The sequence below is a fragment of the Curtobacterium sp. MCLR17_054 genome (assembly GCF_003234335.2).
GTDB classification, from domain to species: Bacteria; Actinomycetota; Actinomycetes; order Actinomycetales; family Microbacteriaceae; genus Curtobacterium; species Curtobacterium flaccumfaciens.
Genome location: NZ_CP126263.1, coordinates 2,943,954 through 2,967,708, shown reverse-complemented (window position 1 = coordinate 2,967,708; position 23,755 = coordinate 2,943,954). Strand labels below are relative to the sequence as shown.

The window sequence follows — 23,755 nt, the reverse complement described above, 5'->3', positions numbered from 1 at the left end:
GCCTTTCGCGCGGTGTTCACGGCGATCGCGGGGGTCGTCTGCCCGGCGTGGTCCGCCCGGGTGGTTGCGTGCCGGGTCACAGGGGGCTCGGGGTGTTGAGGTACGTCGCGAGCTGCGACTTGATGGCGCTGAGGGCCTGCGCGGGGGACGAGCTGCCCTGCTGCACGAGGGCGAGCTGGGCGCCCACCGTGCCCTCGAACGTCGAACCCGAACCGCCGTACCAGGCGGCATCGTCGAACACGGCGGTCTCGGCTGCGGCCGCGTAGTTCGACTGGGGCGTGAGCTTCTTGTACGCCGCGCTGTCGAACGTCGGGATGTAGGCCGGCACGTGCCCGCCCTCGGCCCACGTCAGGCTCTGCTCGAGCATCTGCTTGATGAAGAGCATGTGCTGCTTGCGCTGCTCCGGCGTGCGGGCCTTCTTCGGCAGGACGAACGTGTGCGAGTCCGCCTGCGTCGCCGGCTTGTCGTAGAGCTGGGGGATCGGCGCCATGCCGAAGTTCAGGCCCTTGATCGACTGCGCGGTGCTGATCTCCCACTCGCCCTGCATGAAGAAGCCGGCCTTGCCGTCGAACATGAGCGACTGCGCGGTGGCGTAGTCGAGGGCCTTGTTCAGCCAGCCCTCCTTCACCCACTTCTGGGTGCGGCTCGTGACCTCGTTGTAGGCGTCCTCGTTGACGGTGAGCTTCGACCCGCCGTCGCTGATGAACGGGGTGGCGTCCTTCAGCTGGTTGTACATGGTCCAGAAGAAGCGCCACGGGGTGGCCGTCTCCGGCACCACGTTCGCGACGTTGAGCGCCGTGCCGCCGGTGACCTTGGCGACCGCGGCGAGGGCCTTCTCGAAGTTGTCCATGCCGTTGAGGTCGACGAGGTTGCCGTCGCCGTCGATCAGGCCGGCCTTCTTGCAGACGTCGACGTTGTAGAAGAGGACGAAGGGGTGGGTGTCGAGCGGGACCGCGATGTTGTTGCCGTCGGTCTTCTGCGCCGCCCAGGCCTTCTGGTTGAAGTCGGCGGCGCTCAGGCCGACGCTCGCCAGGTCGTCGGACGTGATCGGGTCGAGCAGGTCACCGTCCCAGAGCGGCTTCGCGCGGGTCAGGTGCGCGACCGCGACGTCCGGCGGCTTGTTCCCGACGGTCGCCAGTGTCAGCTTCGAGTAGTACGGGTTGCCCCACGCGAACGTGGTGCCCTGCAGCGCGCTCGAGCCGCCGTGCTGCTTCGCGTAGCCGTCCTCCATGGCCTGCATGCGGACGCCGTCGCCGCCGCCGAACAGGTTCCAGAAGACGAGGGTCTCGGGGTTGAGTGCGCTACCGGCGAGGCCGGCGGCGAGGGGGCTCGAGCAGGCGGCCAGCGGCAGGACCGTCGCGGCCGCTGCGCCGGCGGCGAGGAAGCCCCGGCGCGAGAGGCGCGACGCGGGTGTTGCGGGTGGGATCGGCATGGCATCACTCCATCGGGATGGGCCGGGCTCGGGAACAGGGTCGGTGCTCCCGCCGGAGCATCGCTGCTCCGGACCCGGAGCACTGCTGCTCCGGACACGGAACGACCTTCCGGTGCTCCGTGAGCGCTCACATTAGCGCTCGCTCCCGGCATCCGCCACCCCTTTCGCGACGGCGTGGAACCCGGTAGCGTTTCGGTCAGGTGAGCGCTCACTTTCGTGACGGCCCGCTTCGGTTCCCGTCCGTGGCCCCACCCGCTCCCCGCACGAACCGCACTGCCACGATCGAAGGAGATCCATGCCCCGCACACACCTCGTCCTCGACGCCGCGTTCACCGTGGGGCCGGTGCGACGTCGCCTGTTCGGCGGGTTCGTCGAGCACCTCGGCCGCCACGTCTACGACGGCATCCACGAGCCCACCCACGAGACCGCCGACGCGCACGGCTTCCGCAAGGACGTCGTCGAACTCGTCAAGGAACTCGGCGTCTCCGCCATCCGCTACCCCGGTGGCAACTTCGTCTCCGGGTACAAGTGGGAGGACGGCGTCGGCCCCGTCGAGCAGCGCCCCCGCCGCCTCGACCTCGCCTGGCACTCGACCGAGACCAACGAGGTCGGCCTGCACGAGTTCCAGCACTGGCTCGACCAGGTCGGCTCGGAGCTCATGCTCGCCGTGAACCTCGGCACCCGCGGCACGCAGGAGGCCATCGAGCTCCTCGAGTACGCGAACATCGACGCCGGGACCGCACTGTCCGAATACCGTCGTTCGAACGGTCGCCAGGAACCCTTCGCCATCAAGATGTGGTGCCTCGGCAACGAGATGGACGGCCCGTGGCAGCTCGGCCACAAGAACGCCGACGACTACGGCAAGCTCGCCGCCATGACCGCCAAGGCCATGCGGCAGATCCAGCCCGACCTCGAGCTCGTCGCCTGCGGTTCCTCCGGGGCGTCGATGCCGACGTTCGGCGAGTGGGAGCGCACCGTCCTCGAGCACACCTACGACGACGTCGACTACATCTCCGCGCACGCCTACTACGAGGAGGACGACGACCTGCCGTCGTTCCTCGCCTCGGGCGCCAACATGGACCACTTCATCAAGACGGTCACCACGGCCGCCGACCACGTCCAGGCGCAGAAGAAGTCCGACAAGCGCATCGACATCTCGTTCGACGAGTGGAACGTCTGGTCGATCAAGAAGTGGGAAGCGAAGGCCAAGACCTTCACGCTCGACGAGTGGCCCGTCGCCCCGCGTCTGCTCGAGGACGTCTACACCGTCGCCGATGCCGTCGTCGTGGGCGGCCTGCTCATCTCGCTGCTCCGCCACGCCGACCGCGTCGCCTCGGCCTCGCTCGCCCAGCTCGTCAACGTGATCGGCCCGATCATGACCGAGCCCGGTGGCCCGGCCTGGCGCCAGACGACCTTCTTCCCGTTCTCGGTCACCTCGCGCCTGGCGCAGGGCACCTCGCTGCAGGTCAAGGCCTCGGGTGACACGGTCGACGGTGGCAAGCACGGCGAGGTCCCGGTCGTGGACTCCGCCGCCACCGTGTCCGAGGACGGCAAGGCCGCGGTCTTCCTGATCAACCGCCACCCGTCCGAGCCGACCACGGTGACGATCGACCTGGCCGGCATCGGTGCGACCGGTGACGTCCACGCCGAGGGCGTCTGGGACGACGACCTGCACGCCGTGAACGACCTGGAGAACACCTCGCGCGTGGGGCTCCGCACGAACGAGTCGGTCCGCCGCGAGGGCGACACCGTCACGATCGAGCTCCCGCCGGTCTCCTGGACCGCCGTCTCGATCGACTGACAAGGCGCCTCGGCGCACGCCACGGCGGGCGTCGAGTGAGCACAGAGGACGTCGGGCGCTCGCGCCCGACGTCCTCTGCGCGTTGCGGGGGGCGCGGCGGGCGGCGCGAGTTCACGTGCTGGGCGACAGTTCACGGGGTGACGGGCGCGTGGACTGTCGCTGGGCCCGAAACATGCGCGGCGGCGGCCGGGAGGCCCGTGGCGGCCTGGCACCGGGCCTCCTGTCCGGCGCGTGGATGCCAAAGCGACAGGTGGTCGGCAGTTAGCCGGGTCAGGTCCGCGAAACGGACAGTTCTCCACGGACGTTCGGCGCGGTTCTGTCGCTTTCGCGGAAAGGGCCGTGGCGTCGCGGCGCGGCGGCCGGGAGGCCCGTGGCGGCCTGGCACCGGGCCTCCCGTCCGGCATGTGCGCGAGTTCACGGGCTGGGCGACAGATCACGGGGGTGTGCGCGCGTGATGGGTCGGTGAGCGCGAAACGCGCGCCGCGTCAGCGCGCCGGCGGCGGCGCCGTGCTCGCGCGCTCGACGAGCCGCACCGGCACCAGGTCCGCCGCGACGCTGACCCGCTCGCCGTCGATCTGGGCGAGCAGGTTCGCGACCGCGCGGCGGCCGACCTCGTCGAAGGACTGGTGCACGGTGGTGAGCGGCGGCCAGAACGAGTCGGACTCGGGGGAGTCGTCGAACCCCACCACGCTGAGCGACGACGGCACCGGGCGTCCGGACTCGTGTGCGGCGCGCAGGACCCCGAGGGCGGTCTGGTCGTTCGCGGCGAACACCGCGGTGATCTCCGGGCGTGCGGCGATCTCGAGCCCGGCCTCGTAGCCGTGCTCGGTCGTCCAGCCGCCGCGGAACACCGGGGGCACCGGTCGACCGGCGCGCGTCAGGGTGTCCTGCCACGCGGCGAGGCGACGGGCTGCCGAGTACGACGACTCCGGACCGGCGACGTGCCAGACGGTCTCGTGCCCGAGGTCGAGCAGGTGCTGCGTGGCCTGCCGGGCGCCGTCGGCCTGGTCGGTGTCGATCGCGGGGTGGTCGGTGCTGCCCGTGGAGTCGATGATGACCATCGGCACGCCGTCGGGCAGCACGACCTCGGCGGTGTCGATGATGTGCGACTCGATGATGATCACGACGCCATCGACGGCCTGTTCGTGCAGGCGCGAGAACGCGGAGCGGACGCCCGCTTCGGTGCGCGAGGCCATCGGCAGCAGGGTGATCGTGAAGTCGGCGACCCCGGCGGCGTCGGCGATCGCCTCGAGCGTGCGCATGTTGCCGAAGGACGCGAGCGTGAACATGATCACGCCGATCGTGCGGAAGCGGCCGGAGCGCAGGGCACGGGCGGCACGGTTGGGCCGGTAGCCGAGGGACTCCATCGCGCGCTGGACGCGGTCGCGGGTCTCCGGGCTGACGTTGTCGAAGCCCCGGGCGACGCGCGAGACCGTCTGCATCGACACTCCGGCGGCGTCGGCCACGGCGGCCATCGAGGGGGCGCGGCGGGTGCCGGCGGGGGACTCCATCGTCACGCTGGCGCTCCTTCCGGATCGAGGGGCCGAGCGGTCGGCCTCCCCGGACGCTAGCGCATGTTGACGTTGCCATGCTATCGTCGCGTCGTTCGATGTTGACGTCAACATCGGTGACCGCCCGGACACCCCGATCCGGCCCGGGCCGAGCCGCCGACATCGACCACCCGAACGCAGCAGACGAAGGAGTCACATGAGCACGCTCGCAGCGCGCCCCGGTGAGGCAGCACCGCGCCCCACCGCCGAGCGCCCGGCCGGCCGCCGCCCCAAGCCGCGGGGACGGCTCACCGGATGGCTGTTCGTCGGCCCGTTCGTCGTCGTCCTGGTCCTGATGCTCATCGTGCCGATCGGCTACGCGCTCTGGCTCAGCCTGTTCCGCGACCAGCTCATCGGTGGCAACCAGTTCGTCTGGTTCGCCAACTACGTGCAGCTCTTCCAGGACGCCAAGTTCTGGTCCGGGTTCGGCCGGGTCGCGATCTTCCTGGTCGTCCAGGTGCCGATCATGCTCGGCCTCGCGCTCGTCGCCGCCCTCGCCCTGGACAGCGCCCGACTGTGGGGGACGAGCTTCTTCCGCATCGCGGTGTTCCTGCCCTACGCCGTCCCCGGTGTCGTCGCCGCCCTGATCTGGGGCTTCATCTACGGCAACCAGTTCGGTCTGACGGGCGCCGCGAACGACGCGCTCGGCATCGACCTGCTGCAGCCGTTCAGCCCGAGCTGGGTCCTGACGTCGATCGGCAACGTGGTCACGTGGGAGTTCCTCGGCTACAACATGCTGATCTTCTACGCCGCACTCCGCACCGTCCCCGGTGAGCTGTACGAGGCGGCCGAGCTCGACGGCGCCGGCCCGATGCGCACGGTCTTCTCGATCAAGCTCCCGGCGCTCCGCGGCCCGATGGTCATCGCCACGATCTTCTCGATCATCGGCAGCTTCCAGCTCTTCAACGAGCCGAACCTGCTCAAGACGCTCGCCCCGAACGTCATCGGCAGCGCCTTCACCCCGAACATGTACGCCTACTCGCTGTCCTTCAGTGGTCAGCAGTTCAACTACTCCGCCACGGTCGCGATCGTGATGGGCGTGATCACCGCGGTGATCGCCTACGTCGTCCAGGTCCGCGGCACCCGCGAGGAGAACCGATGAGCACCATCCAGCACCCCGCCGGGCCCGCAGCGGCCACGGTGACCGAGGCGACCACGACGCAACGTGCGCCGCGCACCCGCTCGATCCGCGCCTCCCGGCAGCTCCGCACCGCGGAAGGCGGACGCAAGCCGAAGCGTTCCGGCCTGCTCACCGCGGTCATGGTCGTCTTCGTCGTGTACTCGTTCGCGCCGCTGTTCTACCTGCTCGTGAACAGCACGAAGACGCAGGCGTCGCTGCTCTCCACGTTCGGTCTGTGGTTCGGCGGGGACTTCAACCTCTGGCAGAACATCGTCGACACGCTGACGTACAACGACGGCATCTTCCTGCAGTGGTTCGGCAACACGCTGCTCTACGTCGTCGTCGGTGCCGGCGGGGCCACCCTGCTCGCCACCGTCGCGGGCTACGGCATGGCGAAGTTCCAGTTCCCCGGTCGCCGCGCGGTCTTCGCCGTCGTCCTCGGCGCCATCGCGGTCCCCGGCACGGCCCTGGCGGTCCCGACGTTCCTGCTGTTCTCGCAGGTCGGCCTGACCAACACCCCGTGGGCGATCATCCTGCCCTCGCTGATCAGCCCGTTCGGCATGTACCTGATCTGGACCTACGCGGTCGACGCGATCCCGGCCGAACTGCTCGAGGCCGCCCGCATGGACGGCGCCGGTGAGTTCCGGATCTTCTTCACGATCGCGCTCCGCCTGCTCGCGCCCGGTGTCGTCACCGTCCTGCTGTTCGCGGTCGTCGCCACCTGGAACAACTACTTCCTGCCGCTCATCATGCTGAGCGACCCGAAGTGGTACCCGCTGACGGTCGGCCTGAACCAGTGGAACGCGCAGGCCACCGGGTCCGGCGCGCAGCCGATCTACAACCTCGTCGTCACGGGATCGCTCCTCACGATCATCCCGATCGTGGTCGCGTTCCTCTTCCTCCAGCGCTTCTGGCAGTCCGGCCTCGCGGCCGGGTCGGTCAAGGCCTGATCCCTCGGACACCAGGCGCACGGCGACCCCGCCGCGACGCCCGGTCCGGCACACAGCAGCACCACCCCCTCCACGAAGAAGTGAAAGGCACTCCCATGAACAAGCGTCTCCGGCGCGGGCTCAGCGCCCTCGCCATCGGCGTCACCGCCGCGATCGCCCTCGCCGCGTGCGCCTCCGGCGGCTCCGGCTCCGGCGGATCGGCCGACGACATCGACAAGGCCCTGAAGGACGGTGGCACCCTGACCTACTGGTCGTGGACCCCGTCGGCGAAGGCCCAGGTCGCCGCGTTCGAGAAGCAGTACCCCAAGGTGAAGGTCAAGCTCGTCAACGCCGGCACCGGTGCCGACCAGTACACGAAGCTGCAGAACACGATCAAGGCCGGCTCGGGCGCCCCCGACGTCGCCCAGGTCGAGTACTACGCCCTGCCGCAGTTCGCCCTGTCCGAGTCGCTGCTCGACCTGTCGAGCTACGGGTTCGACTCGCTCGAGAAGGACTTCGCGAAGAGCACCTGGAGCTCGGTGTCGATCGACGGCAAGGTCTACGGCCTGCCGCAGGACTCCGGCCCCATGGCGCTGTTCTACAACAAGAAGGTCTTCGACAAGCACGACATCGCCGTGCCGAAGACGTGGGACGAGTACGTCACCGCGGCCAAGAAGCTGCACGAGGCGGACCCGAAGGCCTACATCGCGGCGGACTCCGGCGACGCCGGCTTCACCACGAGCATGATCGCCCAGGCCGGTGGCACCCCGTTCACCACCGACGGTGACAAGGTGACCATCAACCTGCAGGACGAGGGCACCAAGAAGTGGACGAGCACCTGGAACGAGCTCGTCGAGCAGGGCCTGCTGTCGAAGACGGTCGGCTGGACCGACGACTGGTACAAGCAGCTCGGCAACGGTGAGATCGCCACGATGATCACCGGCGCCTGGATGCCCGGCAACCTGGAGTCCGGCGTCGCCCAGGCCTCGGGTGACTGGCGCGTCGCCCCGATGCCGACCTACGACGGTGGCACCGCCCAGACCGCGAACAACGGCGGCAGCGCCCAGGTCGTCATGAAGCAGTCGAAGAACCCGGCCCTCGCCGCGGGCTTCCTCAAGTGGCTGAACTCCTCGAAGGAGTCCACAAAGGTCTTCATGGAGTCCGGCGGCTTCCCGTCGACCACCGCTGACCTCGACTCGTCGGCGTTCCTCGACGAGAAGCCGGAGTACTTCGGCGGCCAGCAGATCAACAAGGTGCTCGTCGACGCGTCGAAGTCCTCGGACAACGACTTCACCTACCTGCCGTACCAGGTGTACGCGAACAGCGTCTACGCCGACACCGTCGGTCAGGCGTACGAGAACGGCACCTCGCTCGACGCAGGCCTGCAGGCATGGCAGAAGGCCCTCGCCAAGTACGGCAAGGACCAGGGCTTCACGGTCTCGTCGAAGTAGTTCGACAGCATCCCCGCGGGGCCGTGCGGACACGTCCGCACGGCCCCGCTCCACGCCCGGCCCGGCCGGCAACGAAAGAAAGACACCATGCGCTTCGCCATCGGCGACACCGACTTCCTGCTCGACGGCGAGCCGCACCGGGTCCTCTCCGGCGCGATCCACTACTTCCGCGTGCACCCCGACCTGTGGGCCGACCGGATCCGCAAGGCGAAGCTGATGGGCCTCAACACCATCGAGACCTACGTCGCCTGGAACGCGCACGCGCCGTCGCCCGAGGTGTTCGACCTGTCGGGTGGCCTGGACCTCGGCCGCTTCCTCGACCTCGTCGCCGCCGAGGGTATGCACGCCATCGTCCGTCCCGGCCCCTACATCTGTGCCGAGTGGACGAACGGCGGCCTGCCGTACTGGTTGTTCGCGGACGGCTCCGTGGGTGTCCGGCGCAACGAGCCCGGCTTCCTCGCAGCGGTCGAGACGTACCTGCAGCACCTGGCCCCCGTGCTGGTCCCGCGGCAGATCGACCAGGGCGGGCCCATCGTCCTGGTGCAGGTCGAGAACGAGTACGGCGCCTACGGCTCCGACCCCGAGTACCTGCGCGCACTCGAGCAGATGCACCGCGACATCGGGCTGACCGTCCCCTTCACGAGCGTCGACCAGCCGATGGGCACGATGCTCGAGGACGGCTCCCTGCCCTCGCTGCACAAGACCGGTTCGTTCGGCTCACGCTCCGCCGCCCGCCTCGAGCGCCTGCGGCAGGCACAGCCCACCGGGCCCCTGATGTGCTCGGAGTTCTGGGACGGCTGGTTCGACAGCTGGGGCGAGCACCACCACACCACGCCGGCGTCCGCCAGCGCGGAGGACCTCGACGTCCTGCTCGCCGCCGGCGGCTCGGTGAACATCTACATGTTCCACGGCGGCACGAACTTCGGCTTCACGAACGGCGCGAACGACAAGGGCGTCTACCGTCCGATCGCGACGTCGTACGACTACGACGCCCCGCTCGACGAGGCCGGCCGGCCGACGGAGAAGTTCCACGCCTTCCGCTCGGTGATCGCGCGCTACGCGCCCGTCCCGCCGCTGCCCGCGACGATGGAGCCGGGTGGATCGGGTCGCCTCGGTCCCGTGGCCGCGTCCGGCGACGGCCTGGAGGCCCGGATCACCCCCGCCACGGACCTCGCCGTCCGTCTGGACCGCGTCGCGTCGCTCCGTTCCCTGCTGCCCACGCTCACGGCGTGGTCCGCGCACGACGAGCCGCCGACCTTCGACGCCCTCGGAGCCGCGAGCGGCTTCGTCGCCTACCGCGCCGAGGTCGACCTGCCCGCCGGAGGGGTGCTGACCGTCGGCACCGAGGTGCGCGACCGAGCGATCGTGTCGGCCGACGGTGTCGTCGTCGGGGTCCTGGAGCGTGAGCACCACGACCGCGCCATCGCTCTGCCGCCGGTGACCGGCACGCTCGAGCTCCTCGTCGAGGACCAGGGCCGCGTCGACTACGGCATCCGCATCGGCGAGCCGAAGGGCCTGATCGGGGGCGTCTCGATCGACGGCGTCCCGGTTGCCCGGTGGACCGCGTCGCCGCTCGCCCTCGACCCCATCGCACCGGCCGCCGTGACCGCGCTGTCCGAGATCGCTCCCACCGGCGGCGACGTGCTCGCCGGGCCGACGTTCGCAGCTGGCTCGTTCGACCTCGACACCGTGGACGACCGGTACCTGTCGCTCGACGGGTTCCGGAAGGGTGTCGCTTGGGTCAACGGGTTCTGCCTCGGTCGGTACTGGTCGCGAGGCCCGCAGCAGACCCTGGCGATCCCGGGGCCGGTGCTCCGCCACGGTCGCAACGAGCTCGTCGTGCTCGAACTGCACGCCGCTGCGTCCCGCACCGCGTGCCTGCTCGTCGAGCCGGACCTGGGTCACACCGAGGCGTAGTCGCGCGCCCTGGTCGAATCGGGCGTACCTGGTCGAGTCGCGCGGCCTGGTCGAATCGGGCGTACCTGGTCGAATCAGGCGTACGTGGTCGGAAGTTTCGACCAGGTACGCCCGATTCTGCTTTCCATCGCGGGCGTCATGGGACGTTTCGGACCTCGCGAGCCGCCGCCCACGCTCGAACTTCGAGGAGTGCCTCGCGTCGCCACCGCCAGAGCGGAGCGAACTTCGTGCCGTCGTCCTCCCGTGCCCGGGTCAGCAGCCAGATCTGCCGTCGGTGTTCGGCCCCGTGATCGTCGCGCCACTCGACGAACGCGTCGTCGAGCACCGCGGTGATCCCCGCACGCGGGGCGGTCCAGGACGAGAGGAAGCCGGAGTACCGGAGGGTGTCGTCGCACAGGTGCACGGCGACGCGTCGGAGCCTGGCCGTGGCCCAGGTCCCGCCGGCGATGAAGGCGACACCGAGGACGAAGACGAACACCCGCGCCGATGCTCCGGGCACGAAGGCCACGCCCGCGAGTGTGACTCCCGTCCCGATCATCACCGGGCCGAACACGATGCGGTTCAGGATGCGATCCGGGCGCGGTGGACGGATCGTCGTCACGGCAGAGCGTCCAGGTCGGCGAGGGCGCGCTCGGCATCGGCGATCCGGTCGGCCTCGGGGCGGGTCCACCACTCGGGGCCACGTTCGCCCAGCCCGTGCTTGGCCAGGCCGTTCCGGTGCCGCGCCGCCGCCAGGGCTTCGTCGTCTCCCGCGCGCTTCGCGGTCTTCACGGCGTTGCGCCCACGCCCCAGATGGGAGCGGAGTGCGGCGGCGAGCTCCTCGGGCAGGGCGGGGTCGGTGCGGCGCCAGCGTCGGCCGTCCACGACGAAGAAGCGGTCGTCGGGTTCGGCGCTCATGGTCCGAGTCTGCACCGTCGGTGGTGCCGGGTAGACAGGAGCCGATGAGCCACGAACGCGTCCGCCCGATGCTCGACGTCCGACGCATCTACGCCGAGCCGGCCGCCCTCGAACTCCAGCGCGGGCAGGAGATCGTCGGGCGCTGGCCGGACGCTGAGATCGTCCCGGTCGAGTCGCACTGGAACATCCCCGAGGTGCACGGCGACGAACGGAACGTCCAGCGCTGGGTGCGGATCAAGACCGAGGCGCTCGTGCTCGGCGTGAAGAAGTCGTTGGTGACCCGGCCGAACGGTCGCTCCGCCGACTTCATCGCACCGTCCACCGCGAACGGCTGCGCGATGGCGTGCGCCTACTGCTACGTGCCGCGGCGCAAGGGCTACAGCAACCCCGTGACGGTGTTCGCGAACATCGACCAGATCACCAAGCACGTGGCGCGGAACATCGCCAAGCAGGGGTCGAAGACCGAACCGAACCAGTGCGACCCGGAAGCCTGGGTCTACGACATCGGCGAGAACAGCGACTGCTCGGTCGACGCGATGATCAGCGACAACGTCCGCGACCTCTGCGACCTGTTCCGGATGACGCCGACGGCCAAGGCCTCGTTCGCCACGAAGTACGTCAACCGGGACCTGCTCGACTGGGACCCGATGGGTCGGACCCGGATCCGTTTCTCGCTGATGCCGCACGAGACCGCGAAGGTCACCGACATCCGTACGAGCCCGATCGCCGAGCGCATCGCCGCGGTGAACGACTTCGTCGACGCCGGCTACGAGGTCCACCTGAACTTCTCGCCGGTCATCCTCACGCCGACGTGGGAGTCGGACTGGGCCGAGCTGCTCCGGCAGGTCGACGACGTGCTGTCCCCGGGCGCCAAGGCGCAGCTCGCGGCCGAGGTGATCTTCCTGACCCACAACCAGCCCCTGCACGAGGTCAACCTCGGGTGGCACCCCAAGGCCGAGGACCTGCTGTGGCGTCCGGACCTGCAGGAGCAGAAGGTGTCCCAGAACGGTGCCGTGAACGTGCGCTACCGGTCCGGCATGAAGGGGCAGCTCGTCGAGCGCTTCCGCGAACTCGTGGCCGAGCACCTGCCGTCCTGCCGGATCCGGTACGCCTTCTGACCGGCCCCCGACGGATCAGGGGATGAGGCGGTCGGCCCGGTACCGGGCGAACAGGTCCGCGAAGGCCTGCTCGGTCCGGCGGAACGCCGTGAACCCGGCGTCGCGGCTCTTCCCCATGTCGGTGACGACCTCCATCGCACGACCGAGGTCGGCGTCGGTGTGCCACCACGAGGCGAGCCGGGTGATGTCGGCCTCGGCGAGACCGTGGCGCTCGGCGATGCCGGCCCACTCGGACTCGTACGGCGCCATCTGCTCCTCGAGCGGTCGCGGAGCGTCCTCGTAGCCCACCACGCGCGCGGGGTCGACACCGAGGTGCGCGGCCAGGCGCGGCCACATCCAGCGCCACCGGAAGACGTCACCGTTCACGATGTTGAACGGCTCGTCCGCACCCTCGGGTGACGTCGAGGCCCACACCATGTGCTCGGCGAGGATGCCGGCGTCGGTCATGTCGGTCAGGCCGTTCCACTGGGCCTCGCTTCCCGGGAACACGAAGTCCAGGTCGAGTTCCTTCGCCAGCGTGGCCTGCACGGCGAGTGTGAGGCCCATGTTCATGGCGTTGCCGACCGCGTGCCCGATCACGGTGTGCGAGCGGTGCACGGACCAGGTGAACCCCTGGCGCTCGGCTGCGGCGAAGAGCTCGTCCTCCTGCGCGTAGTAGAAGTTCGGGGTGTCGAGGCGCGGTTCCTCCTCGTGGAAGGGGGTGTCGGGCATCTCGCCGGCGGCGTACGCCTCGAACGGACCGAGGTAGTGCTTCAGGCCGGTGACCAGGGCGACGTGCTCGAGCGGAGCGTGCGACAGTGCCGCGAGCAGGTCGCGGACCATGCCGCCGTTCACACGGATGTTCTCCGCCTCGGTGTCCTGCCGCTGCCAGGCGGTGAAGAAGACGTGCGTCGGGCGTTCGTCGGCGAGTGCGGCCGCCAGGCTCTCGGGGTCGCGCAGGTCGGCCGCGACGGTCCGGACACCCTGTTCGGCGAGCGGTCGGCGGGAGAGCGCCGTCACGTCCCAGCCCAGGTCGAGCAGGTGGCGCACCAGGGCGGAACCGGTGATGCCACTGGCTCCGACGACCAGGGCTTCGCGGCGGGCAGAGGTCTGTTCGGTCGATCCGGTTGCAGTCATCCTTCGATGCAACCGACGTTGGACGACACGTGTTCCCTCCCCGCGTCCCGTCGCGCGCTAAGTGTGCACAAAAACGCACCACATGTACCGCTGATCGGTACACTTCTTGCGGAGGCATCAACATGCAACTCGTGAAACCACTCGCCACACTGCTGGGGGCCACGCAGGCTGACGCGCTCCGCGTCCTCGCCCGGACCGACTCGGGCATGACCGGACGACAGGTTGCGCGGGTCGCGGGCGCTCCGCAGCACACCGGCATCAAACGAGCGCTCGACAAGCTCGAGGCGGCAGGGCTCGTGCAGGTCGAGCGCGGTCTGCAGCACTCTGCTTACCGGGTCAACCGGGAACACCTGCTCTGGCCGGCGGTGGAACTCGGACTCGAAGCCAGCGACGAACTCGAACGTCGGATCGGCGCGTACGTCGCGTCGGCGCAGGCCGGGGTCCTCTCGGTCTCGATCTTCGGTTCAGTTGCCCGAGGCACCGCGACGCCGACGTCCGACCTGGACCTCCTCGTCGTCTTCGAGGAGACCGTCGACACGGACGTCGTCGTCCGCCTCGGTGACCTCGTCCGGCGGTGGACCGGCAACGAGTGCCAGGTCTTCGACGTGACCCGCGCTGATCTCCGTCGGTTCGTGGCCGAGGGAGACGCGCTCGTCGGGTCGTGGCGAGAAGAAGCCCGAACAGTCTTCGGCGAGGAGATCAGGACGTACATCTGATGGGTTCCCGCGTGCGCGCCGTCGACAGGGCCGCAGTCGCGATGCGCCGAGACGAAGCGGAGTCCTACCTCGAGGTCGCGCTCCTCTCCGTCGAGTCCACGAGTCATGCGGATTGGAAGGCCGCCGGTGCGAACGCTGTGCTCGGCGGGATCGCGGCGTCGGACGCGATCTGCGGTGCGATCCTCGGCCACCACCATCTCGGCGACGACCACGCCGCCGCTCGACGGCTGCTCGACACGGCCTGCGCACCGGACACCCGACCCGGCCTGCACTTCAAGCGCCTGACCGATGAGAAGACGAACTTCCAGTACTCGACGTCGCGTGTGACCCAGGAGAAGACACGGGCGCTGGTGACCGCGCTCGAACGGCTCATCCGAACGGTTCACGAGCACACCTGAAACAGGCGCGCCGCGACCCGGATCACCGCGGACGGCGGATGCGGATCGGGCCCTTGGCGGTCGACGGGTCGACGACGGACCCGCCCTGGGTGATCTCGACCTCGCCGCGCGCGACCATGCGCCGGGCGGCTCGACGCGCGGGCTCCATCAGCGGTCGCCAGTCGTCCGGCTCCAGTGAGCGGGCGACCTCGGACGGGCAGATGCTCGAGGTCCGTGCCCGTGCCGCGAGCAGTTCGTCGATCCGCTGCTCGAGGGCCCGGTCGGTGTCGTCGAGACCGTGCCGGCGGCAGGCCGCCGAACACCACTTCGCCTCCGGCGCCGCCGAGGACGGCATCCGTCGCCCGCACGAGGCGCAGGTCCGTTCGGCGTGTGCCGACTCCGATGCCGACGCATCGGCTTCCGTCCTGATCGCCCGTCCCATGGATCCATCCTCGTCCTGCTCGGCAGGGCGGTCCACAGCGACCACGCACACGGTCCAGGTGCGCCTGGCAGCATCGGAGCGGTGAACCCCGACACCGCCCCCGCCCGTCCGTCCGAGCCGGCCTGGGTCCAGCACGTGATGTGGTGGCACGTCTACCCGCTCGGCTTCGTCGGCGCCGAGGTCCGCCCCGCGTCACCGGTGGGGGAGCGTCCGCTCGAACACCGCCTCGACCGCTTGACCGGGTGGCTCGACCACGTCGTCGACCTCGGTCTGAACGGTTTGTTGCTCGGCCCGGTGTTCGCGAGCTCCACCCACGGGTACGACACGGTCGACCACTTCCGCGTCGACCCGCGCCTGGGCGACGACGCCGACTTCGACGCCCTGGTCACCGCGGCGCACGAGCGGGGCGTGCGGGTGCTGCTGGACGGGGTGTTCAACCACGTCGGCCGTGAGCACCCGGCGTTCCGTGCGTTGTCGGACCAGGGCCCGGAGGCGCCCACCGCCGACCTGTTCGCCATCGACTGGTCCGGGTGGCAGCCGGGGCAGCCCGTGCCCGTCGGACTGTTCGAGGGCCACGACATCCTCGTCGCGCTCGACCACGACAGCCGTGCCACCGAGGACCTCGTGGTGCAGGTCATGACGCACTGGCTGGCCCGCGGCGTCGACGGTTGGCGGCTCGACGCGGCGTACGCGGTGCCGCCGGCGTTCTGGGCGCGGATGCTGCCGCGGGTGCGGGAGCGGTTCCCGGACGCCTGGTTCAGTGGCGAAGTGATCCACGGCGACGCGGCGGCGATCGCGCGCGACTCGACGATGGACTCGCTGACCCAGTACGAGCTGTGGCAGGGGATCTGGCACGGCATCGCGGACCGCAACGGCCACGAGCTCGCACATGCGATCGAGCGGCACGACGCGCTGCTGGCCACCTTCGCCCCGACCACGTTCGTCGGCAACCACGACGTCACCCGGATCGCGAGCGCGGTGGGGGAGCGGTTCGCCGGGCACGCCGCCGCGGTGCTGTTCACGGTGGCGGGGACCCCCGTGGTCTACGCGGGCGACGAGTACGGCTGGACCGGGGTGAAGGAGGAACGCGAGGGCGGCGACGATGCTGTCCGCCCGGAGTTCCCGGCCGAGGTGCCCGCGCCGACGGACCTGACGCACGCGTACGAGGCGCTCATCGCCCTGCGCCGCCGGAACCCGTGGCTGCACCGGGCACACACCGACGTCGTGCACCTGACCAACACCGCCGTGGTGCTGCGGACCGCGACGGCGGACGCTGCCGTGGTGACCGCCCTGAACCTGTCGGACGACCCCGTCGAGGTGCCCGTGGCCGACGCGACGCAGGTCGAGGCGGGCGGGGCCGATCTCGGGGACGGGACCCTGCGCCTCCCGGCCGGGGGGTGGGCCGTCCTGTCGCGTTCGTGAGCAGAAACGGTCGGGTCCCCATCGAGGACCCGACCGTTTCTGCTCACCAAGCGAATACGCGAACGCTACTTGCGCGCGGACGCCGCCCGGCGCTTGTTGAACACGTCGAACGCGACGGCGGCGAGCAGCACCAGACCCTTGATCAGGGACTGGAACTCGGTGCCGACACCGAGGATCGACATGCCGTTGTTCAGCAGGCCGATGATCAGACCGCCGACGATGGCTCCCGGCACGGTGCCGATGCCGCCGGTGACGGCCGCGCCACCGATGAAGACGGCGGCGATGGCGTCGAGCTCGAAGCCGTTGCCCGCGCCCGGTGCCGCCAGGTTGAGCTGGCCGGTGAAGACCACGCCCGCCAGGGCCGAGATGACACCCATGTTGACGAAGAGCAGGAACGTGACGCGCTTCGTCTTCACACCCGACAGCTGCGCGGCCAGGGCGTTGCCACCGATCGCGTAGATGTGGCGGCCGAACACCGCGCTCCGCATGACGACCGAGTAGATCACCACGAGGGCGCCGAGCACGACGAGCACGATCGGGGTGCCGTTGTAGCTGGCGAGCAGGAGCGCCACGTAGATCACGAGCACGGCGCCGAAGGCCGTCTTCACGATGAACCAGGCGAACGGCTCGCTCTCGAGCTGGTACTTGCGACGCGTGATGCGACCGCGGAACGCGGCGATCACCATGACGGCCGCGGCGGCGAAGCCGAGGATCATCGTGAGCGGCTCGTACCCGGTGGTGCCGAAGGACGGCAGGAAGCCGGAGCCGAGCGAGCGGAAGCCGGCGGGGAACGGCGAGATCTGCTGGTTCTGCAGGACGATCTGGGCCGCGCCGCGGAACGCGAGCATGCCCGCCAGCGTCACGATGAACGCCGGGATCCCGAAGTACGCGATCCAGAAGCCCTGCCAGGCGCCGACGAGTGCACCGACCACCAGGCAGAGCACGACCGCGATCGGCCACGGGATGTTCCACTGCGTGATCATCACGCCGGCCATGGCACCGGTGAAGGCGACCACCGAACCGACCGACAGGTCGATGTGGCCGGCGATGATGACCATGACCATGCCGATGGCCAGGATGAGGATGTAGCTGTTCTGGACGATCAGGTTCGAGACGTTGATCGGGGCCAGCGTGATGCCGTTCGTGGTCACCTGGAAGAAGATGACGATGACGATCAGCGCGATGAACAGGCCGATCTGTCGGAGCTGCCCGGTGAGGTAGCCGACGGCGGACTTAAGCGCGTTCATTGACAGGGGTCTCCCGTTCCTGGGTCATGTACTGCATGAGGACCTCGGGCGTCGCCTCGGCGCGCGGGACGTCGGCCGTGATGGTGCCCTCGGAGAGGGTGTAGATGCGGTCGCAGATGCCGAGCAGTTCGGGGAGCTCGGAGGAGATCACGATGACCGCCTTCCCCTGGTCGGCGAGCTGGTTGATGATCGTGTAGATCTCGTACTTCGCGCCGACGTCGATGCCGCGGGTCGGCTCGTCGAGGATGAGCACGTCGGGGTCGGCGTACATCCACTTCGACAGGACGACCTTCTGCTGGTTCCCGCCGGAGAGCTTCCCCGTCACGACGTCGACGTTCGGCGCCTTGATGTTGAGGCTCTTGAGGAACTGGGTCGCGACCGTGGTCTCCTCCGAGGAGTTCACGAACCCCCAGTTGGCGAGCTTGCCGAGGGCCGACCCGGAGATGTTCCGCTTGATGTCGTCGATCAGGTTCAGGCCGTACCGCTTGCGGTCCTCGGTGACGTAGGCGATGCCGTTGTCGATCGCCTGCGAGACCGTGTGCGTCTTGATCGGGGTGCCGCGCTTGTAGACGGTGCCGCTGATGCCGGTGCCGTAGGACTGGCCGAAGACGCTCATCGCGAGCTCCGTGCGGCCGGCGCCCATCAGCCCGGCGATGCCGACGACCTCGCCGGCGCGGACGTTGAGGTTGGCCTGGTGGATGATCTCGCGCGACGAGTCGAGCTGGTGGTGGACGGTCCAGTCCTCGATCCGCAGCAGTTCCTCGCCGATGACGGGGTTCTCGCGCTCGGGGTACCGCTTCGACAGGTCACGGCCGACCATCCCGCGGATGATCCGGTCCTCGGACACGTCGTCGGCCCGCATGTCGAGCGTCTCGATGGTCTTGCCGTCGCGGATGATCGTGACCTTGTCGGCGATCGCCTTGATCTCGTTGAGCTTGTGGCTGATGATGATCGCCGTCATGCCCTCGGCCTGCAGCGAGCGGATGAGCTCGAGCAGGTGCGCGGAGTCGTCGTCGTTCAGCGCGGCGGTGGGCTCGTCGAGGATGAGGAGCTTCACCTCCTTCGAGAGCGCCTTCGCGATCTCGACGAGCTGCTGCTTGCCGACACCGAGGTCGACGACCTTGGTGACGGGGTTGTCCTTCAGCCCGACGCGCTTGAGCAGCTCGGCGGCCGTCAGGTTCGTCTTGTTCCAGTCGATGAAGCCGCCCTTGGACTGCTCGTTGCCGAGGAAGATGTTCTCGGCGATCGACAGGAAGGGGCTGAGCGCCAGCTCCTGGTGGATGATCACGACGCCCGCAGCCTCGGAGTCGTTGATGTTCGCGAACCGCACGGGTTCGCCGTCGAGCAGGATCTCGCCGTCGAAGGAGCCGGCCGGGTAGACACCCGACAGCACCTTCATGAGCGTCGACTTGCCCGCGCCGTTCTCGCCGCAGATCGCGTGGACCTGGCCGCGCTCGACCTCGATCGAGACGCCCTGCAGGGCCTTGACGCCGGGGAACGTCTTGGTGATGTCCCGCATCTCGAGGATGGTGTCCGCCATGTGGACGCCTTTCCGTCGTGCGCGCGTGCGCGCGCTGGTGGAGACGGACTGGAGGCGCGGTGCGGGCTGGCACCGCGCCTCCGGTCCGTGAGATGGACCTGACTACTTCAGGTCGGCTTCGGTGTAGTACCCGGAGTCCACGAGGACTTCCTTGTAGTTGTCCTTCGTGACGACCGTCGGCTGGAACAGGAAGGTCGGGACGACCTTGACCTTGTTGTCGTAGCTCTTCGTGTCGTTGACCTCGGGGTCCTTGCCGGTGAGCAGGTCCTCGGCCATGGTGACGGACTGCTTGGCGAGCTTGCGCGTGTCCTTGTAGATCGTCGAGTACTGCTGGCCGGCGATGATCGACTTGACCGAGGCGGCCTCGGCGTCCTGGCCCGTGACCGTCGGGAGCGGGCGGTCACTCGTGCCGTACCCGGCGCCCTGGAGCGCCGAGATGATGCCGATCGAGATGCCGTCGTACGGCGAGAGCACGCCGTCGAGCGTGGTGCCGCCCGAGTAGGACTTCGCGATCAGGTTCTGCATGCGGGCCTTGGCCGTGGCCGGGTCCCACTGCTGCGTCGCGGCCTGGGACAGCTTGTCCTGGCCGGACTGGATCTTCAGCGTGCCGTCCTCGAGGTACGGCTTGAGCGTCTTCATGGCGCCGTTGAAGAAGAACCCGGCGTTGTTGTCGTCGAGCGAGCCGGCGAAGACCTCGATGTTGAAGGGGCCCTTCTCGCCGGTCTTCTTGCCGTCGGCGTCGAGCACGCCCAGGCCGGTGAGCAGGCTGTTCGCCTGGTCGACGCCGACCTTCTCGTTGTCGAAGGACACGTAGTAGTCGACGTTCTTGTTGCCCGTCAGCAGGCGGTCGTACGAGATCACCTTGATGCCGGCCTTGGCGGCGGCGTCGAGCTGGTCGGAGAGCGCGCCGCCGTCGATCGACGCGATGATCAGGACCTTCGCGCCCTTGGTGATCATGTTGCTGACCTGCTGGGCCTGCTGCTGGACCTTGTTGTCGCCGTACTCGAGGTCGACCTTGTAGCCGGCCTTCTCGAGGTCGCTCTTGACGGCGTTGCCGTCCTTGATCCACCGCTCGGAGACCTTGGTGGGCATGGCGACGCCGACGAGGGCGCCCTTGTTGTCGCCGCTGCCGCCACCATCGGTGGACGCACGGCCGCCGGCCGAGCAAGCGGCCAGCGAGATCGCGATGCCGACGGCTGCGACGCCCGCGATGATCCTGCGCTTCATCATCGAAGTACCTCTGTTCCTTCGCGTCGTCCTCGACGCGGTCGGGTGCCGGGGCTGCTGTGCCCCGTGGGATGCGCTCGTGTGAGCGCTCACATCTTGTGGGTTCCGTGACGGGGTGTCAACTCAACACCGCCGTTTCGTGATCTTGCCGCGGCGACCGGACCGAGCGGTACGGTTGGCGCGTGAGCACCACGACCGCCCCCGAGGGCAGGGGCGGCAAGCGCCGGAAGGCCCCGACGATCTTCGACGTCGCCGAACGCGCCGGCGTGTCCCACCAGACCGTCTCCCGCGTGATCAACGGCGATCCGACCGTCCGCGAGCAGTTCCGGACGCAGGTGACCGACGCCGTCACCGAGCTCGGGTACCGGCCCCGCGCCGCCGCCCGGGCGCTCGCCGGTGGGCGGAGCAAGGCGCTCGGCATCATCACCGCCGGCGACGCGCTGTACGGCCCGTCGAGCACCTCGATCGGCTTCGAACGGGCGGCCCGCTCCGCCGGTTACCACGTGCTGCTGTCGACCCTGCCCGAGGAACCGCGGCCGTCCGACCTGTCCGGGGCGCTCACCACGCTGCTCGCGCAGGACGTCGCCGCGATCGTGCTCGTCGCCGCCGACAACCGGGTGCTCGACGCCCTCGCGTCGCTCACCGTGCCGGTCACGGTGCCCGTCGTGGTGTCGAACGCCGTGCAGCGCGACGCCGTCCGGACCCCGGTGGCGCCGAGCGTCGCCGCCGTCGCCATCGACCAGGCGGCCGGCACCTCGCTCGTCATGCAGCACCTGTTCGACCGCGGACACCGTCGGATCGTGCACATCGCCGGGCCGCACGTGTCGCAGGAGTCCGAGGTGCGCCGCGCCACCTACGTGCGGATCATGCAGGACGCCGGGCTCGAACCGGTCGTGCTCGAGGGCGACTGGACCCCGGCGAGCGGCTTCACGGCCGCCCGGCACATCGACGTGGGGACGGTCGACGCCGTCTTCGCGGGCAACGACCAGATGGCGCTCGGGGTGCTGCACGCCTTCGCCGACGAGGGGCTGCGTGTGCCCGACGACATCGCGGTCGTGGGGTTCGACGACGTCCCCGAGGCCGCGCACTTCACGCCGCCGCTGACCACCGTGCGGCAGGACTTCCGGGCGATGGGGGAGCGGGTGCTCGACACCGTGCGGGCCCTGGTCGAGGGGGAGCCCCGCGACGAGACCCTGCTCGCGCCCGAGCTGGTGGTGCGGCGCAGCACGTAGCGCCCCCTCGCACCGTGCGGCGGTGTGCAGGTGGTGCGAGGTTCTTCCTTGCGCGGGTCCGCGGCGCACGGTGCAGCGTTGCGCGGGCGGTGCGAGGTTGATCGCTCGGTGCGGCGCTACAGTCCCGCACCGAGCGATCAACCCCGCACCGGCCGAGCGGCCGCGCACGGTGCGAGGCCGCGCACAACCTCGCACCGGCCGAAGGGCCGCGCACGGTGCGAAGCCGCGCACGACCCCGAGCTGACCCGACCGTCAGCCCTTCAACGCCCCGGACGACAGCCCGGCGACGTAGAACCTCTGCAACCCGACGTACAGCGCGATGCACGGGATCATCGCCACCACCGACCCGGCGACGAGGTTGCCGTACGACACCTGCCCGTACGCCCCGGTCTGCAGGTTGAGCAGCGCGACCGGCAGCGTGTACAGCGAGTCCTTCGTCAGGAACGTCAGGGCTCCGAGGAACTCCGTCCACGACGCCAGGAACGCGTAGAGCGCCGCGGTCGCCGCCCCGGGGAGGAGCAGCGGGCGGAGCACCGACACCACGACGCGGAAGCGCGAGGCCCCGTCGACGAACGCCGAGTCCTCGAGCTCGGTGGGGATCGACTCGAACGCGTTCCGCATGACGAACACCCCGAACGGCAGGTTCACGGTCGTGTAGAACAGCACGAGCCCGAGCAGCGAGTTCGTCAGCCCCATGGCGTTCATCTCGAGGTACAGCGGCGTGAGGATGGCCTGGAACGGCACCATCATCGTCAGCAGCACCAGGCCGAACACGAGCCCGGCGCCCCGGAACCGGAAGCGGGCGAACCCGTAGCCGGCCATCGTCGCGATCACCGCGGTCAGCACCGCCGTGGCGATCGACACGATGAGCGAGTTCACGACGCCGGTGAGCAGGTGCGACGACGAGGCGAACACGGCGGCGAAGTTCTGCCACCCGAGCTGGAAGAACGTCGCCGGGTCGGGGGCCTGCGTGATGACGGCCTCGGACTGGAACGCCCGCAGGATCGACCAGATGAGCGGGACGCCGAACACGAGCGCGGAACCGATGCCGGCGATCGCGTACAGGGTGCGCTTGACGGTGGTGTCGCGGGGATGCTGGACGCTGCCCTGCTGGTGGCGCCGACGGCGGCCGTCACCCGTGGTGGTCAGGGTCCTGGTGGACAGGTCCGGCGCCGCGAGGGCCGCACGGGAGGTCGTGGTGCTCATGGCGTCAGTCCTTCTCTCGCAGTGCCCAGAACTGGAACACCGTCACGGCGGCGATCACCACGACGAGGGCGATCGACTGGGCGGTCGCGGCCCCGAGCTGCAGGTTCACGAACCCGCGGTTGTAGATCGCGTTCACGATCGTCGTGGTCTCGGTGCCCGGCCCGCCCTGGGTCAGGATGTAGAACTGGTTGAACGCCAGTAGCGACCCGATCACCGAGATGATGACGCTCAGCGCGACGGTCGAGCGGATCATCGGGAACGTGATGAGGCGTTCGGTCTGCCACCAAGACGCCCCCTCGAGCTGCGCCGACTCGTAGACCTCGTCGGGCACGCCCTGCATCGCCGACATGAGCAGCACCATGGTCAGCCCGGACACCGCCCAGACCACGAGTACGCAGATGAGCAGCGTCGCCAGCGGACCGTTCACGAGCCACGCGGTGCTGCCGTCGGTGATCCCGAGCCAGCGGAGCACCATGTTGACGGCCCCGGAGTTCGGCTGCGCCTCGAGCACGAGCATGAACGAGAGCGTCGTCAGCCCGACCACGTACGGCAGGAAGAACACCGTCCGCAGGATCGTGCTGCCACGGCGTCGTGCGCGGACGAGCACGGCGAGGAAGTACCCGAGCGCCAGGATCGGCAGGGTCACGATCGCCGTGTACAGCAGCGTGTAGCCGATCGCGTGCACGAACGTCGGGTCCTGGAACAGCGTCAGGTAGTTCTGCAGCCCGATGAACCGGTACGGGCCGATCAGGGGCCAGTTCGTGAACGAGATGTAGAGCGCGAACACGAGCGGCACGAGCACGAAGACGGCGACGAACAGGATCGCCGGGGCGACGAGGACGGCGCCGGTGCGCGGTGGGTGGGTGAGCGAGTTGCGGGTCCGGACGGCGCCGCCGCGCCCCGGGCCGCGGCCCACGGTGGGACGGCCCGGGCCGGTCCGGCCGGCGGGGCGCCGGGTGGAGATGGTCGACATGCGTGCACCTCTCTGTGCATCAACAAGAGCGAGACGAGCGGG

The 23,755-nt window shown here is 69.4% G+C and carries 21 protein-coding genes; 10 read left to right on the top strand and 11 right to left on the bottom strand.

Annotated features, from left to right (window positions below; genetic code table 11):
• Positions 1-76: 76 nt before the first annotated feature.
• The gene (locus DEJ08_RS14045; RefSeq protein ID WP_027466147.1) at positions 77-1,432 is read right to left on the bottom strand and encodes an extracellular solute-binding protein; all 1,356 of its coding nucleotides are present in this window, start codon (positions 1,430-1,432) and stop codon (positions 77-79) included.
• Between the two features lie 295 nt (positions 1,433-1,727).
• Here DEJ08_RS14045 and arfA point away from each other — a divergent pair, with 295 nt between their 5' ends.
• On the top strand, positions 1,728-3,233 hold the full coding sequence (gene arfA / locus DEJ08_RS14040) for an arabinosylfuranosidase ArfA (RefSeq protein WP_111055140.1): 1,506 nt from the start codon (positions 1,728-1,730) through the stop codon (positions 3,231-3,233).
• Between the two features lie 485 nt (positions 3,234-3,718).
• Here arfA and DEJ08_RS14035 read toward each other — a convergent pair whose 3' ends face one another.
• Positions 3,719-4,744, bottom strand: coding sequence for a LacI family DNA-binding transcriptional regulator (locus tag DEJ08_RS14035; protein WP_181438279.1), 1,026 nt, complete (start codon positions 4,742-4,744; stop codon positions 3,719-3,721).
• A gap of 196 nt (positions 4,745-4,940) precedes the next feature.
• On the opposite strand from DEJ08_RS14035, the gene DEJ08_RS14030 reads away from it, so the two are divergent.
• From DEJ08_RS14030 to DEJ08_RS14015, 4 genes are all read left to right on the top strand, one after another.
• Positions 4,941-5,885 carry a carbohydrate ABC transporter permease gene (locus DEJ08_RS14030; protein WP_071404236.1) on the top strand — a complete coding sequence of 315 codons (945 nt, stop codon included), beginning with the start codon at positions 4,941-4,943 and terminating at the stop codon, positions 5,883-5,885.
• A complete protein-coding gene (locus tag DEJ08_RS14025) occupies positions 5,882-6,853 on the top strand; it encodes a carbohydrate ABC transporter permease (RefSeq protein WP_027466151.1) in 972 nt (323 codons plus the stop codon). Before DEJ08_RS14030 ends, DEJ08_RS14025 begins: the two co-directional genes overlap by 4 nt.
• Before the next feature lie 95 nt (positions 6,854-6,948).
• Positions 6,949-8,283, top strand: a complete 1,335-nt coding sequence (locus DEJ08_RS14020) for an ABC transporter substrate-binding protein (protein WP_181439041.1) — start codon at positions 6,949-6,951, stop codon at positions 8,281-8,283.
• Positions 8,284-8,370: 87 nt separating this feature from the next.
• Positions 8,371-10,200, top strand: coding sequence for a glycoside hydrolase family 35 protein (locus DEJ08_RS14015; RefSeq protein WP_111055137.1), 1,830 nt, complete (start codon positions 8,371-8,373; stop codon positions 10,198-10,200).
• 136 nt (positions 10,201-10,336) lie between these two features.
• Here the strand turns inward: DEJ08_RS14015 and DEJ08_RS14010 are convergent, their stop codons facing one another.
• Together DEJ08_RS14010 and DEJ08_RS14005 are read right to left on the bottom strand one after the other, a co-directional pair.
• Positions 10,337-10,801: a hypothetical protein gene (locus DEJ08_RS14010; protein ID WP_111055136.1), complete on the bottom strand. Its 465-nt coding sequence runs from the start codon at positions 10,799-10,801 to the stop codon at positions 10,337-10,339.
• Positions 10,798-11,097: a biopolymer transporter Tol gene (locus DEJ08_RS14005; RefSeq protein ID WP_111055135.1), complete on the bottom strand. Its 300-nt coding sequence runs from the start codon at positions 11,095-11,097 to the stop codon at positions 10,798-10,800. The genes DEJ08_RS14010 and DEJ08_RS14005 overlap by 4 nt, the downstream gene beginning before the upstream one ends.
• A 44-nt stretch (positions 11,098-11,141) precedes the next feature.
• Between DEJ08_RS14005 and DEJ08_RS14000 the strand changes: the two genes are divergently transcribed.
• Positions 11,142-12,215 carry a spore photoproduct lyase family protein gene (locus tag DEJ08_RS14000; RefSeq protein ID WP_111055134.1) on the top strand — a complete coding sequence of 358 codons (1,074 nt, stop codon included), beginning with the start codon at positions 11,142-11,144 and terminating at the stop codon, positions 12,213-12,215.
• A gap of 15 nt (positions 12,216-12,230) precedes the next feature.
• On the opposite strand, the gene DEJ08_RS13995 is transcribed toward DEJ08_RS14000, so the two are convergent.
• A complete protein-coding gene (locus DEJ08_RS13995) occupies positions 12,231-13,331 on the bottom strand; it encodes an SDR family oxidoreductase (protein WP_111055133.1) in 1,101 nt (366 codons plus the stop codon).
• A 122-nt stretch (positions 13,332-13,453) separates the two neighbouring features.
• On the opposite strand from DEJ08_RS13995, the gene DEJ08_RS13990 reads away from it, so the two are divergent.
• Both DEJ08_RS13990 and DEJ08_RS13985 read left to right on the top strand, forming a co-directional pair.
• On the top strand, positions 13,454-14,047 hold the full coding sequence (locus tag DEJ08_RS13990; protein WP_111055132.1) for a nucleotidyltransferase domain-containing protein: 594 nt from the start codon (positions 13,454-13,456) through the stop codon (positions 14,045-14,047).
• Positions 14,048-14,058: 11 nt separating this feature from the next.
• Positions 14,059-14,445: a hypothetical protein gene (locus DEJ08_RS13985; RefSeq protein WP_146248532.1), complete on the top strand. Its 387-nt coding sequence runs from the start codon at positions 14,059-14,061 to the stop codon at positions 14,443-14,445.
• Positions 14,446-14,467: 22 nt separating this feature from the next.
• Here DEJ08_RS13985 and DEJ08_RS13980 read toward each other — a convergent pair whose 3' ends face one another.
• Positions 14,468-14,866, bottom strand: coding sequence for a DUF3253 domain-containing protein (locus DEJ08_RS13980; protein WP_111055130.1), 399 nt, complete (start codon positions 14,864-14,866; stop codon positions 14,468-14,470).
• A gap of 81 nt (positions 14,867-14,947) precedes the next feature.
• Between DEJ08_RS13980 and DEJ08_RS13975 the strand changes: the two genes are divergently transcribed.
• Positions 14,948-16,288 carry an alpha-amylase family glycosyl hydrolase gene (locus DEJ08_RS13975; protein ID WP_258367201.1) on the top strand — a complete coding sequence of 447 codons (1,341 nt, stop codon included), beginning with the start codon at positions 14,948-14,950 and terminating at the stop codon, positions 16,286-16,288.
• Between the two features lie 65 nt (positions 16,289-16,353).
• Here the strand turns inward: DEJ08_RS13975 and mmsB are convergent, their stop codons facing one another.
• From mmsB to chvE, 3 genes are all read right to left on the bottom strand, one after another.
• The gene (gene mmsB, locus DEJ08_RS13970) at positions 16,354-17,535 is read right to left on the bottom strand and encodes a multiple monosaccharide ABC transporter permease (protein WP_027466160.1); all 1,182 of its coding nucleotides are present in this window, start codon (positions 17,533-17,535) and stop codon (positions 16,354-16,356) included.
• Entirely contained in the window at positions 17,522-19,075 is a 1,554-nt protein-coding gene (mmsA, locus tag DEJ08_RS13965; protein ID WP_111055129.1) for a multiple monosaccharide ABC transporter ATP-binding protein, read from the bottom strand. Before mmsA ends, mmsB begins: the two co-directional genes overlap by 14 nt.
• Before the next feature lie 102 nt (positions 19,076-19,177).
• The gene (gene chvE / locus DEJ08_RS13960) at positions 19,178-20,305 is read right to left on the bottom strand and encodes a multiple monosaccharide ABC transporter substrate-binding protein (protein ID WP_071404245.1); all 1,128 of its coding nucleotides are present in this window, start codon (positions 20,303-20,305) and stop codon (positions 19,178-19,180) included.
• 179 nt (positions 20,306-20,484) lie between these two features.
• Here chvE and DEJ08_RS13955 point away from each other — a divergent pair, with 179 nt between their 5' ends.
• Positions 20,485-21,534 carry a LacI family DNA-binding transcriptional regulator gene (locus tag DEJ08_RS13955; RefSeq protein ID WP_111055128.1) on the top strand — a complete coding sequence of 350 codons (1,050 nt, stop codon included), beginning with the start codon at positions 20,485-20,487 and terminating at the stop codon, positions 21,532-21,534.
• Positions 21,535-21,786: 252 nt separating this feature from the next.
• Here DEJ08_RS13955 and DEJ08_RS13950 read toward each other — a convergent pair whose 3' ends face one another.
• On the bottom strand, positions 21,787-22,740 hold the full coding sequence (locus tag DEJ08_RS13950; protein ID WP_027466164.1) for a carbohydrate ABC transporter permease: 954 nt from the start codon (positions 22,738-22,740) through the stop codon (positions 21,787-21,789).
• Positions 22,741-22,744: 4 nt separating this feature from the next.
• Entirely contained in the window at positions 22,745-23,713 is a 969-nt protein-coding gene (locus DEJ08_RS13945) for a carbohydrate ABC transporter permease (protein WP_111023502.1), read from the bottom strand.
• Between the last annotated feature and the right edge of the window lie 42 nt (positions 23,714-23,755).

What these genes read in the sequence shown, in the direction of transcription:
- chvE (WP_071404245.1), bottom strand. Translation starts at nt 20,305, where the DNA reads ATGATGAAGCGCAGGATCATCGCGGGCGTCGCAGCCGTCGGCATCGCG.
- arfA (WP_111055140.1), top strand. Translation starts at nt 1,728, where the DNA reads ATGCCCCGCACACACCTCGTCCTCGACGCCGCGTTCACCGTGGGGCCG.
- DEJ08_RS14030 (WP_071404236.1), top strand. Translation starts at nt 4,941, where the DNA reads ATGAGCACGCTCGCAGCGCGCCCCGGTGAGGCAGCACCGCGCCCCACC.
- DEJ08_RS13945 (WP_111023502.1), bottom strand. Translation starts at nt 23,713, where the DNA reads ATGTCGACCATCTCCACCCGGCGCCCCGCCGGCCGGACCGGCCCGGGC.
- DEJ08_RS13980 (WP_111055130.1), bottom strand. Translation starts at nt 14,866, where the DNA reads ATGGGACGGGCGATCAGGACGGAAGCCGATGCGTCGGCATCGGAGTCG.
- mmsB (WP_027466160.1), bottom strand. Translation starts at nt 17,535, where the DNA reads ATGAACGCGCTTAAGTCCGCCGTCGGCTACCTCACCGGGCAGCTCCGA.
- DEJ08_RS14005 (WP_111055135.1), bottom strand. Translation starts at nt 11,097, where the DNA reads ATGAGCGCCGAACCCGACGACCGCTTCTTCGTCGTGGACGGCCGACGC.
- DEJ08_RS14045 (WP_027466147.1), bottom strand. Translation starts at nt 1,432, where the DNA reads ATGCCGATCCCACCCGCAACACCCGCGTCGCGCCTCTCGCGCCGGGGC.
- DEJ08_RS14025 (WP_027466151.1), top strand. Translation starts at nt 5,882, where the DNA reads ATGAGCACCATCCAGCACCCCGCCGGGCCCGCAGCGGCCACGGTGACC.
- DEJ08_RS13990 (WP_111055132.1), top strand. Translation starts at nt 13,454, where the DNA reads ATGCAACTCGTGAAACCACTCGCCACACTGCTGGGGGCCACGCAGGCT.
- DEJ08_RS14020 (WP_181439041.1), top strand. Translation starts at nt 6,949, where the DNA reads ATGAACAAGCGTCTCCGGCGCGGGCTCAGCGCCCTCGCCATCGGCGTC.
- DEJ08_RS14000 (WP_111055134.1), top strand. Translation starts at nt 11,142, where the DNA reads ATGAGCCACGAACGCGTCCGCCCGATGCTCGACGTCCGACGCATCTAC.
- mmsA (WP_111055129.1), bottom strand. Translation starts at nt 19,075, where the DNA reads ATGGCGGACACCATCCTCGAGATGCGGGACATCACCAAGACGTTCCCC.
- DEJ08_RS13950 (WP_027466164.1), bottom strand. Translation starts at nt 22,740, where the DNA reads ATGAGCACCACGACCTCCCGTGCGGCCCTCGCGGCGCCGGACCTGTCC.
- DEJ08_RS13995 (WP_111055133.1), bottom strand. Translation starts at nt 13,331, where the DNA reads ATGACTGCAACCGGATCGACCGAACAGACCTCTGCCCGCCGCGAAGCC.
- DEJ08_RS14015 (WP_111055137.1), top strand. Translation starts at nt 8,371, where the DNA reads ATGCGCTTCGCCATCGGCGACACCGACTTCCTGCTCGACGGCGAGCCG.
- DEJ08_RS14035 (WP_181438279.1), bottom strand. Translation starts at nt 4,744, where the DNA reads ATGGAGTCCCCCGCCGGCACCCGCCGCGCCCCCTCGATGGCCGCCGTG.